This window comes from Moorena sp. SIO3A2, assembly GCF_010672265.1.
Classification (GTDB): domain Bacteria; phylum Cyanobacteriota; class Cyanobacteriia; order Cyanobacteriales; family Coleofasciculaceae; genus Moorena; species Moorena producens.
In genome coordinates this window covers 1-15254 of record NZ_JAAHHC010000090.1, presented here as the reverse complement: position 1 = coordinate 15254, position 15254 = coordinate 1, and the positions used below count along the sequence as shown (strand labels likewise).

Below are 15254 nucleotides of genomic sequence, written 5' to 3'. Positions count from 1 at the left end.
TAGCAATCTTTTTGTTTGTTTAGGATTTTTTTGGATGTAGTTCCAAGTGTAGCTCATGGTTTTTGAGGTTGATAAAAGTGATTAATTTTATCTTATTTTACCATAAGTTTGTTTTTTGGAGAGGTCTATTGGTGTCGGTGAATTGATGGCAGCAGCAGGAGCGATCGCATTAGCAATTTCTACCATTATTAGTAAAGTCAAGCTGCGCCAAATCCCTCTGGGAATCTTTACCGTGTTCAGAACTGCTACAGGTACGGTCATTTTCTTGGTTGCGGTGATTAAGTTATTTGGAGTAGGTCATTTTATGGATGCTTTATCACCATTTGTCTGGCAATGGATGCTGCTCTATGGGGCTGTGATTGTAGTAGGAGGTCAACTCTGTTGGTTTAAGGGTTTGAAGACTACTACTGCATCCGATGTTTCTCTGGCGAGTTCCTTTAGTCCGGTAGCGGGCATTTTAGCAGCTTACTTGATTCTATCAGAAGTACCAACAATAGCTCAGTATATTGGTGGTGCTGTAATTATTTGCGGCATTGTCCTGAATCAAATTGGTATTTCTCGCAAACTTCCTAAAACTGATACTATCATTGTGGCAGAATCGATGAAAGAAATGGAATTTGGGTTTAAAGGAGTATGAATGTAAGCATTCAGCTAATGCTTACCTAGTAACATAAGGATGTTACTAGTTCTAGAGATGTCAGTATGGAGATGTTAGCCAAATTTGCTGAAAGAGTTACCGAGCGCTTGATGGCTGGGATATTAACGTTTCCTGATGGTCAAGCTTGGGTAATTGTAGTTATCTTAATCGTGATTTATGGTTTAATTGCTTTACCGATTGGTTTCCGGAACGGCTTTCTAAAACTAGATCAGAACTTACTTACTATTGATAATCCCCCATTATCTCCTTTATTCAGGAAAACTGATGTAAGTGCTGTTAATGTCAAAACCTCTTGGTATTTAGTGGGAAAGATTATGATAACTGCTCTGTTTACCCCAGCAATACTTGAAGAAATATTTTTCCGGGTTTTATTATTACCTCATCCCTCAGAAAACCCTTCCTTAATTTCACTATCCGCTTGGTCTACAGTCAGTTTAGTCATTTTTGTTATCTATCATCCACTGAATGCTATCACCTTCTATCCGGCGGCAATGGAAACATTTTTTAAACCTATTTTTCTATTCCTAGCTACACTTTTGGGAATTATTTGTACTATTGCTTATCTTCAAAGTGGCTCCATCTGGACAGCTGTAGTCATTCACTGGTTGTTTGTTGTGATCTGGCTGATTGGCTTGGGTGGCAAAAGCAGACTTTTGTAACTTAAGCATTCAGCATTCAGCTATCAGCATTCAGCTATCAGCATTCAGCTATCAGCTATCAGCTATCAGCTATCAGCTATCAGCTATCAGCTATCAGCTATCAGCTATCAGCTATCAGCTATCAGCTATCAGCTATCAGCTATCAGTACTTTTCATAACTATCAGGTACACAGAATTTTTTTCCTATTCCCTGTTCCCTGTTCCCTGTTCCCTGTTCCCTTTGGTATAGCACTGACACACTCAGGATTTAGATAAATTCCATGAACACTGAACTATTTGCGATTATTGCTCTATTTATCCTCGGCTTTGGTTTAATTTCTGGGCGCATTGAGAAAAGTGTGATTACGCCACCGATGGCTTTTGTGATATTTGGAGTTTTATTGAGTCCGCAATTGTTGGGTTTATTGAATCTGGAGGTAGAGCATGAGCTTGTTCGGATAATTGCTGAATTTACGTTGATTCTGGTTTTGTTCACTGATGCTTCTCGGATTAATCTTAAACTGTTGCGTCGAGACTACAATTTACCGGTACGTCTGTTAGGTATTGGTCTACCGCTGACAATTATCCTAGGAACAATTTTGGCAGTACTGTTGCTTGGAGGTAGCTTAGAATTCTGGGAAGCAGCAGGGTTGGCAACAATTCTGGCTCCCACTGATGCTGCTTTAGGACAAGCGGTGGTCAGCAGTCCTCGTGTGCCAATTTGTATTCGTCAATCCCTCAATGTTGAAAGTGGTTTGAATGATGGTATTTGTTTACCGATTCTATTAATTTTCCTTTCCTTAGCTGGAACAATGGAAGGGACGGGAACAGCAAGCTTTTGGTTTCGCTTTGCTGCTATGCAAGTGATTCTCGGGCCAATCGTTGGGGTAGCAGTTGGCTATATTGGCGGTTGGTTGGTGTCACAGAGTGTTCGCCGCAAGTGGATTACTCATAGTTTTGAAGATTTATCGGTATTAGGACTCTCGTTATGCGCTTATGCGATCGCAGAATTAGTGGGGGGAAATGGTTTTATTGCGGCGTTTTGTGCTGGCTTAACCCTAGGGAATACGGCTCCATCAATTTGTGATTGTTTGTATGAGTTTGGAGAAGCAGAGGGACAGTTGCTGGTGCTGCTGATTTTTATGATTTATGGCTCAATGATGGTGTTTCCTGCTCTCGATAGCGTCAATTGGCAGATGGTATTGTACGCCATTGCTACTCTGACCATTGCTCGGATGGTAGGGGTTGCTATTAGCGTGATTGGGATGAAGTTGCGTTGGTATACTATCTTATTTCTGGGCTGGTTTGGACCGAGGGGAGTGGCTTCAATATTGTATGGTTTACTAATTTTAGAGGGGGATGGAATTCAGGGTAGTGAAGTGATGTTTAGCACTATGGTAGTAACTGTGTTGATTAGTGTGTTTGCTCATGGTTTAACGGCTTTTCCAGGAGCTAACTGGTATGGTAAGCGCATGGCCAGGTTTAAAGCTACCCATGAGATCCCAGAATTGATGCCACGCTCGGAAATGCCTGTTCGTTTGTCTTGGCGCAAATGATAGGTTTTAGGTTTTAGGGAGTAGGGAGTAGGGAGTCGGGAGTCGGGAGTCGGGAGTCGGGAGTCGGGAGTCGGGAGTCGGCAATAGTTTTGGAGTTTTGCAAGAGGTCTTTTGAGTAGACTACCAAATCGTAAGCATTCAGCCGTCAGCTGTCAACCGTCAGCTTCCCATAACTCAAGATTAAACGAATGCTTACCTCTTTTATTGAAAAGCAGCGATTGCGCTACGGGCACCCTTGGCCTGTGGCCACGCTGCTTGAGGTGGGAACAGTAGCGTGGCACAGGCTTCGACCCATCGGACCTAACCCATAAGCTGATACGCGACACGCGCTATAGCTGAATGCTAACACCAAATCTAACAGTAGCGGGATTTATTGTAGCCCTTGATAAGCACCGAAAATCAGCTCAAAAATCTTAAACATTATTTGGAACAGGATAAAGATTATTCAACCAAATAACCTTGGCCTTTGGCCACGCTACGCGAACAACCTCCTAACCTTCAACCTGCTAACCTTTAACCTTTAACCTTCAAGCAACTCACCTTCAACCTCCCAACCTTCAACCTCCCAACCTTCAACAAACTAACCTTCAACAAACTAACCTTCAACCTTTTATATCACAAAATTACTAGAATCATGTAGCTCAACAACATCAACATTTTCCAGAAGGAGAAATATCTGACTTCCATCTGAATTAGTATTTAAAAAAGGGAACGGAAATTCTTGTTTTAATTCCCTGAATACCCCTTGATAATTGCTGTCATCAGAGCCATCTTGGTCAAACAAAACAACAGCAAAATTATCCTGTAAAGCAAAACTCAGAAAGCCCCGATTAATCGCATCATCATAATTAGCAACTGTAATTCCGTTATTATTAAATAACTCAGTAAGAACAATTTTGTCACTTCCCACTTCAAAGTCGGTGATCTGATCGCCAGCATCTCGGTGTGAGGTGTAGACAAACTGATCATTACCACCACCACCAGTGAGCAAATCTCGAGCTTGGAAACCAGTGATAATGTCATTGTTATCAGTACCAGTCAGCTGATCACTACCTGCGGTGCCATTGATAATAGTTGGCTCAGGTAAGGTAAAGCGAGCTAAAATTGGGTCATGGTCGCTAGCTTGGTCAGCAAACTCACTGTTGACGTGGACAATGTCATACTCAGCACCAGCATCAACTAGGTGATCACTGACCAAAATATGGTCAAGTGCCTGAGAGTTCCCTTCAAAAATAAATGTGTAACGCTCATCCTCTGGTAACGTTTCCGTCAGATTGGTCAGCACTGAATTGTGATATCCTTTTAGAGTTTCCAGTGGTTCTTCAAAATCAAACGTATTGAAGTCTCCCAGCACTAGGACATTGGCATCAGGGTCATTAGTCAGAATGGTATCGACAAAATCGTTAACGATTTGAGCTTGCTGATTCCGTTTCTGCTCCTGACCGTTTTGTGGTGGTTGATTCTCACCAAAGAGAGGGTCACTACCACCCTTGGAAGAAAAGTGATTATTAATAACAGAGATGGTTTCACCGTTAAACTCAAACTCCGTCAACAAAGACTTGCGGGTATTATCGAAAGCCGTCTCACCAACACCAATACGTTGAGCAGAATCAGTGTTGATGGTAACTCGGTTAGGGTTGTAGAGGTAACCGACGCGGATATTACCACCAGGTTGACCCCCATCCTGACGGTCCACAGGGGGGATATCAAAGAAGGAGTACTGAGGTCCACCAGCAGCAACTATGGCATTAATCAGAGTTTCGTAGGTTTCCCTAGCATCCACATTACCATTGTCTATAGTTCCGTTATTGTCTTGAACCTCTTGCAGAGCAATGATATCGGGGGATTGGAGATTATTGATCAGTTGAAATGCGATCGCATTAAATTTACCATCACCGATATCATCATCCCCATCTTGACTATTGGGGTCGAGGTTTTCGACATTGAAGCTAGCAATGGTAAGTTGATTGGCACTACTGACTAAATTCGTTATCTCTGGCGTTAGGTTACCTGATGTAGCACTAATTGGTTCAGTAGACTGGAGTTCAAAGTTACCGAAACTGTAGCTAAGTACCCCTGTTACAGTACCGAGCTGGTCACCGACATTAACTGTAGGAGAAATGCCATTGAATAGAGTGTCATCAATCTGAATTCGCTCTGGATTGAAGTCACCGTCACTAATGGTAATGCCACCACGATTATTAACACCAGTAGGATTGACATCACCTGGAACCGTCCAAATTTCACCAAACCTATTAGTGGGAGCAACCGCTACAGCATTATTGATTTGCACCCGCATCCCTTCTAGGCTTTCGTAAAAGTCAATGCTATCAGTAGCTTCATTGAAGTCAGTTAAACCATCATCATCAATAATTTCTGTAGGTACTGTACGGTCTTCACCGATAACCACCGCAGTAGGTAAAGGGTTGTTCGATGATAAGACCCTAATATTAGTCAGGTTAGTAATTTCAGTCAGGGTTAAGTCATCGGAACGGTTACTACGCCGAAATTCTTGGACATCACCACTCACTTGCACCTTGTCACGGATTCTGACCGTAGGAGTAGAATTAGTAAATACAAAAATTCCATCTGAGGTAGCATTATTATTATCTCCATAAGGGTCTTGTAGGTAGAAGCCGTTGCTCGCTACCCCAGTCACAATACCTGTAGTTGTGACAGACTGACCAACAAATGGTGAGATATGACCTTTACCTTGGATGTCGTATATGGGACGTATGATTAGATTTGTCATATACCTACGTTTCTCTTTAAAAATAACTATAGTAATCGGCTCTCCTAGACTGATTATAGTAAATTAGTAGTTTAAATGAGCTTAACCCCTTAAATAGCAAGGGATTCAATCAACTAAAAATACATTTTCTTGATGGAATAGCGAGTGGTTTGAAGTTACCGTAAGACAGGGGAGCCTTAATCAATAAGTTTTAATCATGCATCTGCATAGCCTACCAACCATAAAGGCTCCCCTGTCTAAGGTTTCGTCTCCGGGGTAAACCCCCAAGACCGCTTAGGTGCCCTTACAGTCGTCGAATTAAATTCGCCACGGGTCGCACCTCTGCATCGCTTTTATTAAAATTGCATTTTTAAATTACTCAAGAGCTTACTAAGCAAAAACTATGGCGATTATTTTGTACTAATTTATCCTAGCCACTCTAGGAGAGCCTAGTAATCCTATCTTATTCGTGAAATAAATGGGCTGCTTTCAGGCAGTATGCAGAAGGCATAAGGCAGATTTTAATGGAGAATGAGCTAGTTTTTCAGAAGTCCAGTTATTTTTAAAATGATTTAGGATTGCTATAGTCATATCAGGGTTTTGTATTGGTTTTAAAACCAACGAATATTTAGCTATTAGCTATCAGCGGTCAGCGGTAACATCAGCATTCATAGAATGTATGCAATCCCTGATTAATAAACAGAGTAGAGACTTTATCTAGTCTTATATATTCTGTAGAGACGTTATTCATAACATCTCTACAGAGGCTTTTTTTTTCGTGACCAATGCTTGTGTTAATTACTTATATTGTGTCGTGGATAGCAATTATCATAGCTATGAGGTACACAATTTCGGGATTTTAGGTAATCGGTAATCGGTAATCGGTAATCGGTAATCGGTAATCGGTAATCGGTAATCGGTAATCGGTAATCGGTAATCGGTAATCGGTAATCGGTAATCGGTAATCGGTAATCGGTAATCGGTAATCGGGATGCGCTGCATCAAAACAGGGAATCAACGTCAAAAAATACTGTACCTCATAACTGCGATAAACGCTAGAAATAGTAAGGAGCCAAAAATATCTAAAAATAAAGTAAGTATCCACTTATAATGGTACTTTAATTTTGTTAATATTTTGTGAACAATTTGGGGATTTACTAGATTTTTATTGATCTAGCAAAACTTTTAAAAAAAATTAATTTAATCAGGAAGAAATAGCAGTTGACAAGTTACCTTTAAATGGTTAAACAGATACACTCTAGCTGTAATAATTCAGCGATCAGCTTCTGAGCAGTCAGCTTTTATAGCGCTACGCGCAAGGGCATTGGCACCCACCCCTAACCCCCTCACAGGGGTAGGTTTTTAACAAAGACCTCAGGTGTGGGGTGTGGGTTGACCGGGTGTGGGGTGTGGGGGATAAGAAAGCGATGCGCCAGTTGGCCAGAATCTCTAAGATGTTGCCTCTTGACACTCCCCGGTCTAAAGACGCGGGGATTCCTAGATCTACGACCGGCCTTAAACCTCCGTATCCTTGCGGCAATACCTAAACCAATATCCCGTCAAGACCAAGATTCTAGTTCAGTTTACGAAAGACCCAGCGGGCTGGTCTCGCGATAGCGTTTAGTTACTTTTTGAGAAGTGCCTTATAAAGTCCCTTGCTTCCCTGTTTCACTTGGTTTCGGCGTGCCCCGCCGTACCATTTTTTTTCAAAGTGTTATCTTTCTTGCTGGGTTCACACACCAATTGTTAGTTGATGGTTGGGTTTTTAAGGAGGACTTTCCCTACCCTCCGGGCATTACTACTTTAAGGTCAATAAGTTACGGGTTTCTCTCCCGGCTCAGCCTCGGTTTTTCAGCCTGTACCCTATGCTTGAATTATACTATAGCGCTAAAGTATTGTCAACTCGGCGACTAAAGTCGCTGCGAGTCTTCATCCCGGAGACGAAACCTTAGAATAGGGCAGCCTTAATTATAAAGTTTTAACCCTTTTGCTCATAGCCGACCAACCGTAAAGGCTGCCCTATTCTTGCGGTAACTTCTGACCCGGTTTAAAAACGCGGGGCTTTCGACTTGCGCGTCCCCTAGTAAAGGGTGTCCGACCGGTAGTGCTACCAACTCATTAATGGCTTGGGTTTGAGTGCGATTGCGCTACGCGCACGCTACGCGATCGCGTCCCAAAACTCTCAACCAGAGGGTTTCTTCTGTAACCGGTAGCTGGTTAATGGCCACCAGGGCTGTCTTGAACAACTCAGGCAAAAAATAGACTCCCTCAATCCAATTACCGGAATCATTAAGTTTGGCAGCAAAACCATTCAACAGCTTGGTTGAACAGTAAGGAGACAGAATCCATAAACAGGTCAAGTCGGTTTCACTGACAGAATTTTTCTTAGGTGCGCTTGACCTTGGCGAATTAAATTCGCCACGGGTCGCACCTCTCGTCGTGCCTGGCGCTGCAGCTCACCATACAGGGCAAACAACTTTAGCAGACAATTACGCACCGCCATGATCCCTGTGGCATTGCGGAACGGTTCCAATAAACAGGCAGTTGATGCCATCTGACCGAGCAATCCTAAAACCTGGGGTGGTGTGGATGTCGAAGGTGCTGGTAGAAACCAAATATCGACTTGACGAACTTCACTGGTTACTTCCCGGCTGATTTGCACCTGACCATGAGGTGTTAGCAACTCCGTGAGATACTGTTTCGCAAATTGGTCGTGTGGCTGTCGGGTCATTAATCCTAATTCTTTGGGGGTAGTGTTAGTAGCCTTTCACCGATCAACTGGCTAAAAACAGATCCCATGGATCTTGACTTTTTGACCAAGATCTGAAACAGCATCTTGTGTCAAGTCTTGCCCACAGTCGTCATACTGCAATGGCACTAAACCTCAGGCATGTTTTTTAGGGTTTGAGTATGGTGGGACAATAAAGAACACCCTGACCGATTGTAACCACGTAATCCAGCAATGAACATTCCACGGCTACACCCAAACACTATTGAAGCAGTTAAGGAACGGTCTGACATTGTGGATGTGATCTCGGAGCATGTGGTATTGCGTAAGCGTGGCAGAGACCATGTCGGTCTCTGTCCCTTCCATGAGGAAAAAACTCCCAGTTTCACTGTCAGTCCCTCTAAACAACTCTATTACTGCTTCGGCTGCCAAGCTGGAGGGAATGCGATTAAATTCCTGATGGAGATTGGCAAGCACTCCTTCTCGGATGTGGTGCTGGATTTGGCACAGCGCTACCAGGTGCCAGTCCAAACCCTGCAACCGGAACAGCGGGAGCAATTACAACGGCAACTTTCTCTACAAGAGCAACTCTACGAGATTCTGGCCTTAGCCACAGCTTTCTATCAACATGCCCTCAGACAACCCCAAGGACAGCAGGCCCTAGAGTACTTGCGCGGTCAAAGGGGTCTGAGTGAGGAAACCATCATTACTTTCGAGCTAGGGTATGCTCCAGCTAGTTGGCAAACCATCTACCGTTATCTGGTGGAACACAAACGGAAGCCAGTTAAGCTAGTTGAGCAAGCGGGATTGATTAAGCCTAGGGACAATGGTGGGTATTATGATCGCTTTCGCGATCGCATTATGATTCCGATCCACGACACCCAAGGTCGAGTAATTGGCTTTGGTGCTAGAAGTCTCGGGGATGAGCAACCGAAATACCTCAACTCTCCAGAAACTCCCCTGTTTGATAAAAGTAAAACCCTCTTTGCCCTAGATAAAGCTCGTAATTCCATTACCAAGCAAGACCAAGCTGTAGTGGTGGAAGGATATTTTGATGCGATCGCACTCCATGCTGCAGGAATTACTAATATAGTCGCCTCCCTTGGTACCGCTTTTAGTTTAGATCAAGTCCGGCAACTATCGCGCTATACTGAATCGAAGCAAATTGTGCTCAACTTTGATGCGGATGCTGCTGGTACCACTGCTGCCCAAAGAGCTATTGGAGAAATTGCTAACCTAGCTTACCAAGGGCTTGTCCAGCTACGGGTACTCAACCTACCTGATGGCAAAGATGCCGATGAATTCCTAAAATCTGCTCCTGACGCTACGGAACAATACCGACAACTGTTGCTCAATGCTCCCTTGTGGCTGGATTGGCAGATTAATCAACTCCTGATTGGCAAAGACCTCCAACAAGCCGATCAATTTCAGCAAGTCGCCCAAGCTATGGTTAAGTTACTCAAGCAACTGGAGGACATTAATCAGCTCACTTATTATATTAACTACTGTGCTCAAATTCTCAGTCAAGGACAAGGGAAACTAGTATCTCTATACATCGAAAATTTCCAAACTCAACTCCAAAAACCCCTGAGAGCTGCCTTTAAGAAATCCCCACCTCGGTTAAAGAAAACCAAACAACAGGGTAATCAAGACTCAAACCTACCTGTTGGTAAAGAACGTACCCTTTTAGAACGAGCCGAAGCCTTACTATTACGGATTTATTTACATTGTCCGGAGTATCGACAAACAATTATTGATACTCTAGACCAGGGAGATTTACTGTTTAGTCTTTCTCATCATCGATTCTTGTGGCAACAAATTATTGAACTGCAAGGGATAGGGACACAATTTTACACTACCACCCCTGAACAGCTAATCTCCCGTTTACAAGACCGGAGTTTACAATTTCCTAGGGAAATGACTCAAGTCGCCCATCTATTTCATCTTGACGAAACCTGTACAGAAGATATTTTGCGAGCCCCGATGGTAATACAGGCAGCAGCAGCTTCTCTAGAAATAGTAGCCTTGGAAAAACATCGGCGCTATTGTTTAGAGCAATGGCAAAAAATTGACCTTAGTAATGATTGGCAACGTAAGCAATACTATTGGCAGGAATGTCAAGAAGCTAATCGCAGGCTGATCGAGTTAGAGAAGATACGTCAGGTTGGTATTTCAGAGCTATTAATTATGTAGCAGTTCTAAAACCCTATAAATTTCTATTACTTAATATCATGAAAGTGGCTATAATCAATAATTCTACTGCCGTCTGATTTCCTATGAAACATATCGACAAAACGCCTATCCCACAAAATTTCTGATGCGGTGTAGGAGTGACGAGCGTGAATAGTCTGGGAAACCGTTTCATCAATACCGACTAGGGTGATAATAAGTGTAGCTTCCATTTCAGCGAGAGACTCTGGTGTTTCCCCATATAACGGACTACTTTGATCAATCGGATGCATCACTGTCCAAGTTAGACCAAAGCTAGGGGTTTGGCTACGCAACAGTTTCATGTCGTAGAATCGACGCATGGATTCCCCTTCTAAGGTCACTTCATAGCGCAGCAAACTTACCCTGAGCTGAGCTTCCAGAATCCGATTATCCCGTTCATTGGCCGTGCGAAACATGAGGGTAGTTACCCCATTATGGCGCGCAATCACTGCCCTACGACTGAAGATGACTCTGGCAGTAGGGCGAGAGAAGCGGGCAAACATTAGTCCGGTTGCCATGGCTAGGGCCATCAAACCTACTAGAGCTTCTATGGTAACGATGATATTAGCATAGGAGGTCACGGGATACATGGCACCATAACCAATGGATGCCATGGTCTGAACACTAAAGAAAAAGACATCTAAGAAAGCACCTGGACGGGCGTTTTCAATACAATTGCCTCCCGCTAGGTACAATAGGGCAAAGACGATGTTTATGGTTAAATAACAAACCGCAATTAGCCCGAAAAATATGGGCCAATTAACGGTCAGCATTATATGATAAGGGTCACGCCAATGGTTATGGGATGACCCTTTGATAATTACGTCTAATTGTCTAGGTCTAGTCCGTTTAGCGATGCGCATCTTAGTTAGTTTAAACTTGTTAATTGCAATTTAAATTGGTTATTTTACCGTAAGCTCTTAGCTATCAGCCTGTCGCGTATCAGCTATCAGCTATCAGCCTATGGTCACGCTAGGATAACAGCTTTTGAATAAAATCAGCTGAAGGCTGAAGGCTGAAGGCTGAAGGCTGACCGCTGAGTGCTGACTGTTTACTATTTTTTAAAATATTTATCGATTGATTAGTGTTTTATTAGGGTCTAGTAGGGAGTAGCCTGGTGGTGCGTTACGGGACGGACTGTTCAAGGCGCAAAGAGGCGGAAAATCAGAGGCTTTCCGTCCCGATGCTGCTGGCGAAATATTTCGCGAACTTACCAAGAAGCCCGATCAGCCCTCACCCCCAGCCCCTCTCCCAACCTTGGGAGAGGGGAGCAGATTACGGCAGAATAAGGGTTTCACGAATTCGCCAGCAGCGTCCGTCCCTAACGCACCATCTGGTCAAACGGCAAAAATGAGATGCACCCAAAGCGTTCGCTTAGCGGCTCTTTAGAGCATCGCATTTTTCCTTTAGATTTCCCCATCTGATTTATTCAGTTACTTGACCACGAACTAATGCCCATCCTGTGGTGACCTGACCGTAAGCCCAAGTAGCGTAGGGAGCAATACATAACTTAATTAACCAGGGTATCACCATGATTGCGCTAAATATCATCAGCCCCAATACCTTGCTCCCGATTTTATGAATTCCGTTCACCAACTCCTGCACCCCTGCTACAATTTTTTGGGAATCTTCTCTAAGGGAATCGAGGTTAGGAATACCGCTGACAATAGTATTAAAAACCCTAAGTATTTCCAAATTATCCTTTAAAACTGCCTTGACCTGTTGCAAACCAACCACTGGTACTTCAAACCCAGGAATAGTAGGCATAGCCACTGAAACCTCTTTCATTTCGATATTCACCTTAGGCGGAAATCCACCCCCCAAGTTGACATCTGGTTTCACCGGAAGATTAACATCTGGGATGCCAAGATTAGGCAAAGTTACTCCTGTAGGAATCTGTTCAACTATCTCTAAGGCTTCTTGCACCTCTGCCTTTACTGTTTTGATCGGTTCTATGATATTAGCAATTTCTTCTTTGGCTTTTTGAGTACTTTCCTTCACTTCCACTAGAGTGTTATTGATTTCCACTAAAGGGCCAGTAACCAGACTCTTGATGTCATTTAAAATTGTTAAAAAAGTAATCAAAAATACCACTACTATGATAATCGGGATTAAGGCATAGATAATCATGACTATACCATTAAGTCGTTGCCTTAAACCACTGCTTTGATCAACTCTCATCGTCTTACCTCTATTATAGCGTTTATCGCAGTTATGAGGTACGGTTTTAAACCTCAAAGTCCCCCTTATTAAGGGGGATTTAGGGGGATCACTTTGTACCTTATGGGATATATAATTGCTATATCTTACCTGCTCCGAAGCTCCCTATTGAGATACTCCCCTGATTAATTGCCATCCAGCAGTTACCTGAGGGGAAGCCCACTTGATATATTTCACAACCAACCAGGGTAGTGAAAGCATGACAGTCCCTGCCAACAGGATGATCATAATGAATAGATTACGGCAAATTTTTTGAATGATTACTAGTAAGCCCTGCTCCCCAACAATTAGTCTTTGGTAATGGTCTCTAATCACCTCAAGATTGGGAAGAATGCCAATAACTTTATTTAAAGTGCCAATAATTTCAACATTCTTAGTTAAAAGGGCTTTCGTTTCTTTTAGTCCTGATACACTAACCTTCACTCCAGGAATATCAGGTAAAGCAACAGGTACCTTTTCAATCTCAACTCGCACCTTAGGAATCTTAAGAATAGGTTCTTTAGGAATCTTGGGAATATCAAATACGAACACAACTGGCTTGTTTAACTCCCTGCTGCTCAATTTAACTTTTGGTTTAATCGGCAGTTCAGCATCAGGAATCGGAATAGTCGGAAGCTCTATTTCTTCAGGAATACTATCAATTGTTTCGACCGTTTTAGCCAGTTTTTTATCTAGATCACCAATCGGTGCTATGGCACTACCAATAACATTTCCCGTTTGCTCGAATTTGCCACTGATAGTCACCAGAGCGCTATCGATTTCTTGTACTGGTCCACCCACAAGACTGTTGATATCCAGCACAATCGTGGCTAAGGTTAGAATAACTACTAATAGGTAAATAACTGGTATCAGGGCTTGGATAATCAACCCTATACCTCGAATTCTAGCCATGGTGAAAGTTAGCAGTGATTACACTAACTTTCACTTTAGTACAGCTAGCTCAATAGTTGCCGAACCACAAGCTTAGCTAAGCATTCAGCGGTGAGCCGTCAGCCGTCAGCCGTCAGCCATTCGCGTAGCCTGGCCAAAGGCTGACGGCCTGTTGCTGTACAAAATCGTGGGTTTTAGGGAGCAGGGAGCAGGTAAGAGGAACCCACCCCTAGGGCGTGTCTTCAAACTCGGAGATCCCCCTAAATCCCCCTTAAAAAAGCAGGGCTAATTCATTGTGATCACAGAAAATTAGAGTAGCCAGAAACTAGTGTAAACTATCAAAGTGAACTCAATATGGAACTCTCGTTCCTCTCCCTGATGAAAACTAATCTGATCGAAGCGTTAGCCCAGCTCCCAGATTTTCGTGCTCCCAGAGGAAAACGCGGTTAATTTGGCTGTTGGTGATTATGGCAACGATGAGCGATTGCTATGGTTATCGAGCCTTGGAAGATTTTGCTCGTCGTCATCACCAAGCCTTGCTCGAAAACTTAGATTTACCACCAATGGGTTTTCCTATTACTCGACTTTTCGGAGAGTAATGATGAGTATTGATTTTACTCAATTAGCCCAAGTTTTGACCAACTGGATTAGGGATGGTGTGCCTACCCAAGAGGGTGATTGGTGCTTGAGTTGATGGCAAAAGTATCAAAGGGACAGTGAATAATTATGCTCAAGCTTATCAAGACTTCGTTTCGGTAGTTTCTGTTTTCAGTAGTCGCTGTGGAGTAGCCCTAGCCCTAGAACAATTTCGTAATAAAAAAAGTAGTGAAATTGACGTTGTGCCGTTGCTTTTAGCCAATTTAGGGATAGAAGGAGTAATATTGAGCTTTGAGGCTTTACACTGTCAAAAAAAACTGTCAAACTAATTGTCGAAAGTGGAAACGACTATGTAATGGCTGTGAAAGGTAATCCCAAAAATCTCTACAAACAAATCAAACTCAACACTCAAAAAACTCAACCCATAAGTGTTGACATAAGCCGGGAAAAAAGAAGTGACCGTCTCACCACATTAACTGTATCTGTTTTTGATGACATCATATGCATAAGTGACGAGTGGCAAGGTCTAGCTAGTCTTGTCAAACTAGAACGCATCGGTACAAGAGCAGGTAAGCCCTACCAACAACTCGCTTATTATATTAGTAGTAAATGTCTCGATGCCGCACAATTTGCCCAAGGCATTCGTGGTGATTGGGGAATTGAAAATCGTTTACATTGGGTTAAGGACGTGGTACTTGATCAGGATAGTTCCAGGATACAATTTGGTAATGCTCCTGGCAATCTCTCAATGTACCGTAGTTTAGTCATCGCTATCTTACGCTACCACGGTTATTCTTCTATCACCACGGCACTCCGGTCGATTGCTGATGATATAGAGAAGATTTTGCGGTTGATTGGAACCCAAAAGGTCGTGTCGTAGCCATTTGACGGTGTGCCAAAGCAATCGCTGTCTCACTCATAAGCTATGACTTATAGGTTCGCTCCCTAGAACCGGTGCAGGTTTTTAGCGATTGAGTGCTCACCAACCATTGACTGACAACGACATTTCCCAAATCCTGTTACCTAACCCCCCTGATCCGCATAA

14 protein-coding genes and 2 pseudogenes are annotated in these 15254 nt (G+C 43.1%); 10 read left to right on the top strand and 6 right to left on the bottom strand.

Annotated elements, in window-relative coordinates:
* Window positions 1-127: 127 nt before the first annotated feature.
* The 5 genes and pseudogenes from F6K64_RS36930 to F6K64_RS36910 form a co-directional block, all read left to right on the top strand.
* Window positions 128-637 (top strand): annotated as a pseudogene (locus tag F6K64_RS36930) (DMT family transporter); the annotation flags it as partial.
* Window positions 638-708: 71 nt separating this feature from the next.
* Window positions 709-1317, top strand: a complete 609-nt coding sequence (locus F6K64_RS36925; RefSeq protein WP_165691843.1) for a CPBP family glutamic-type intramembrane protease — start codon at window positions 709-711, stop codon at window positions 1315-1317.
* Window positions 1295-1546, top strand: coding sequence for a hypothetical protein (locus tag F6K64_RS36920; protein WP_287267923.1), 252 nt, complete (start codon window positions 1295-1297; stop codon window positions 1544-1546). The genes F6K64_RS36925 and F6K64_RS36920 overlap by 23 nt, the downstream gene beginning before the upstream one ends.
* 31 nt (window positions 1547-1577) lie before the next feature.
* Window positions 1578-2852 carry a cation:proton antiporter gene (locus tag F6K64_RS36915; RefSeq protein ID WP_287267921.1) on the top strand — a complete coding sequence of 425 codons (1275 nt, stop codon included), beginning with the start codon at window positions 1578-1580 and terminating at the stop codon, window positions 2850-2852.
* Window positions 2853-3040: 188 nt separating this feature from the next.
* A complete protein-coding gene (locus tag F6K64_RS36910; protein ID WP_287252835.1) occupies window positions 3041-3163 on the top strand; it encodes a hypothetical protein in 123 nt (40 codons plus the stop codon).
* A 299-nt stretch (window positions 3164-3462) separates the two neighbouring features.
* On the opposite strand, the gene F6K64_RS36905 is transcribed toward F6K64_RS36910, so the two are convergent.
* The 3 genes and pseudogenes from F6K64_RS36905 to F6K64_RS39290 all read right to left on the bottom strand — a co-directional run.
* The gene (locus F6K64_RS36905) at window positions 3463-5604 is read right to left on the bottom strand and encodes a DUF8508 domain-containing protein (protein WP_008187120.1); all 2142 of its coding nucleotides are present in this window, start codon (window positions 5602-5604) and stop codon (window positions 3463-3465) included.
* 838 nt (window positions 5605-6442) lie between these two features.
* On the bottom strand, window positions 6443-6688 hold the full coding sequence (locus F6K64_RS36900; protein WP_287263036.1) for a hypothetical protein: 246 nt from the start codon (window positions 6686-6688) through the stop codon (window positions 6443-6445).
* Between the two features lie 982 nt (window positions 6689-7670).
* Window positions 7671-8314, bottom strand: a pseudogene (locus F6K64_RS39290) (hypothetical protein); the annotation flags it as partial.
* A gap of 231 nt (window positions 8315-8545) precedes the next feature.
* Between F6K64_RS39290 and dnaG the strand changes: the two are divergent.
* Window positions 8546-10504, top strand: coding sequence for a DNA primase (gene dnaG, locus F6K64_RS36885; RefSeq protein WP_287267920.1), 1959 nt, complete (start codon window positions 8546-8548; stop codon window positions 10502-10504).
* A gap of 26 nt (window positions 10505-10530) precedes the next feature.
* On the opposite strand, the gene F6K64_RS36880 is transcribed toward dnaG, so the two are convergent.
* Window positions 10531-11385 carry an ion channel gene (locus F6K64_RS36880; RefSeq protein ID WP_287267918.1) on the bottom strand — a complete coding sequence of 285 codons (855 nt, stop codon included), beginning with the start codon at window positions 11383-11385 and terminating at the stop codon, window positions 10531-10533.
* A 254-nt stretch (window positions 11386-11639) separates the two neighbouring features.
* On the opposite strand from F6K64_RS36880, the gene F6K64_RS36875 reads away from it, so the two are divergent.
* Window positions 11640-11876 (top strand): hypothetical protein, encoded by a 237-nt coding sequence (locus F6K64_RS36875; RefSeq protein WP_131827058.1) that lies wholly within the window; start codon window positions 11640-11642, stop codon window positions 11874-11876.
* Between the two features lie 71 nt (window positions 11877-11947).
* Here F6K64_RS36875 and F6K64_RS36870 read toward each other — a convergent pair whose 3' ends face one another.
* Together F6K64_RS36870 and F6K64_RS36865 are read right to left on the bottom strand one after the other, a co-directional pair.
* Entirely contained in the window at window positions 11948-12703 is a 756-nt protein-coding gene (locus F6K64_RS36870; protein WP_287267917.1) for a hypothetical protein, read from the bottom strand.
* A gap of 144 nt (window positions 12704-12847) precedes the next feature.
* Complete coding sequence (locus F6K64_RS36865) at window positions 12848-13633, bottom strand: hypothetical protein (protein WP_008187111.1); 786 nt, start codon at window positions 13631-13633, stop codon at window positions 12848-12850.
* Window positions 13634-14079: 446 nt separating this feature from the next.
* On the opposite strand from F6K64_RS36865, the gene F6K64_RS36860 reads away from it, so the two are divergent.
* The 3 genes from F6K64_RS36860 to F6K64_RS36850 all read left to right on the top strand — a co-directional run bounded on the left by F6K64_RS36860 (window position 14080) and on the right by F6K64_RS36850 (window position 15089).
* Window positions 14080-14211, top strand: coding sequence for a transposase family protein (locus F6K64_RS36860; RefSeq protein WP_143764225.1), 132 nt, complete (start codon window positions 14080-14082; stop codon window positions 14209-14211).
* A 117-nt stretch (window positions 14212-14328) separates the two neighbouring features.
* Complete coding sequence (locus F6K64_RS36855; protein ID WP_008187105.1) at window positions 14329-14538, top strand: hypothetical protein; 210 nt, start codon at window positions 14329-14331, stop codon at window positions 14536-14538.
* A gap of 26 nt (window positions 14539-14564) precedes the next feature.
* Entirely contained in the window at window positions 14565-15089 is a 525-nt protein-coding gene (locus F6K64_RS36850) for an ISAs1 family transposase (protein ID WP_008187103.1), read from the top strand.
* The last annotated feature ends 165 nt before the right edge of the window (window positions 15090-15254 follow it).

What these genes read in the sequence shown, in the direction of transcription:
- F6K64_RS36910 (WP_287252835.1), top strand. Translation starts at nt 3,041, where the DNA reads ATGCTTACCTCTTTTATTGAAAAGCAGCGATTGCGCTACGGGCACCCT.
- F6K64_RS36905 (WP_008187120.1), bottom strand. Translation starts at nt 5,604, where the DNA reads ATGACAAATCTAATCATACGTCCCATATACGACATCCAAGGTAAAGGT.
- F6K64_RS36925 (WP_165691843.1), top strand. Translation starts at nt 709, where the DNA reads ATGTTAGCCAAATTTGCTGAAAGAGTTACCGAGCGCTTGATGGCTGGG.
- F6K64_RS36850 (WP_008187103.1), top strand. Translation starts at nt 14,565, where the DNA reads ATGGCTGTGAAAGGTAATCCCAAAAATCTCTACAAACAAATCAAACTC.
- F6K64_RS36870 (WP_287267917.1), bottom strand. Translation starts at nt 12,703, where the DNA reads ATGAGAGTTGATCAAAGCAGTGGTTTAAGGCAACGACTTAATGGTATA.
- F6K64_RS36860 (WP_143764225.1), top strand. Translation starts at nt 14,080, where the DNA reads ATGGCAACGATGAGCGATTGCTATGGTTATCGAGCCTTGGAAGATTTT.
- F6K64_RS36915 (WP_287267921.1), top strand. Translation starts at nt 1,578, where the DNA reads ATGAACACTGAACTATTTGCGATTATTGCTCTATTTATCCTCGGCTTT.
- F6K64_RS36880 (WP_287267918.1), bottom strand. Translation starts at nt 11,385, where the DNA reads ATGCGCATCGCTAAACGGACTAGACCTAGACAATTAGACGTAATTATC.
- F6K64_RS36865 (WP_008187111.1), bottom strand. Translation starts at nt 13,633, where the DNA reads ATGGCTAGAATTCGAGGTATAGGGTTGATTATCCAAGCCCTGATACCA.
- dnaG (WP_287267920.1), top strand. Translation starts at nt 8,546, where the DNA reads ATGAACATTCCACGGCTACACCCAAACACTATTGAAGCAGTTAAGGAA.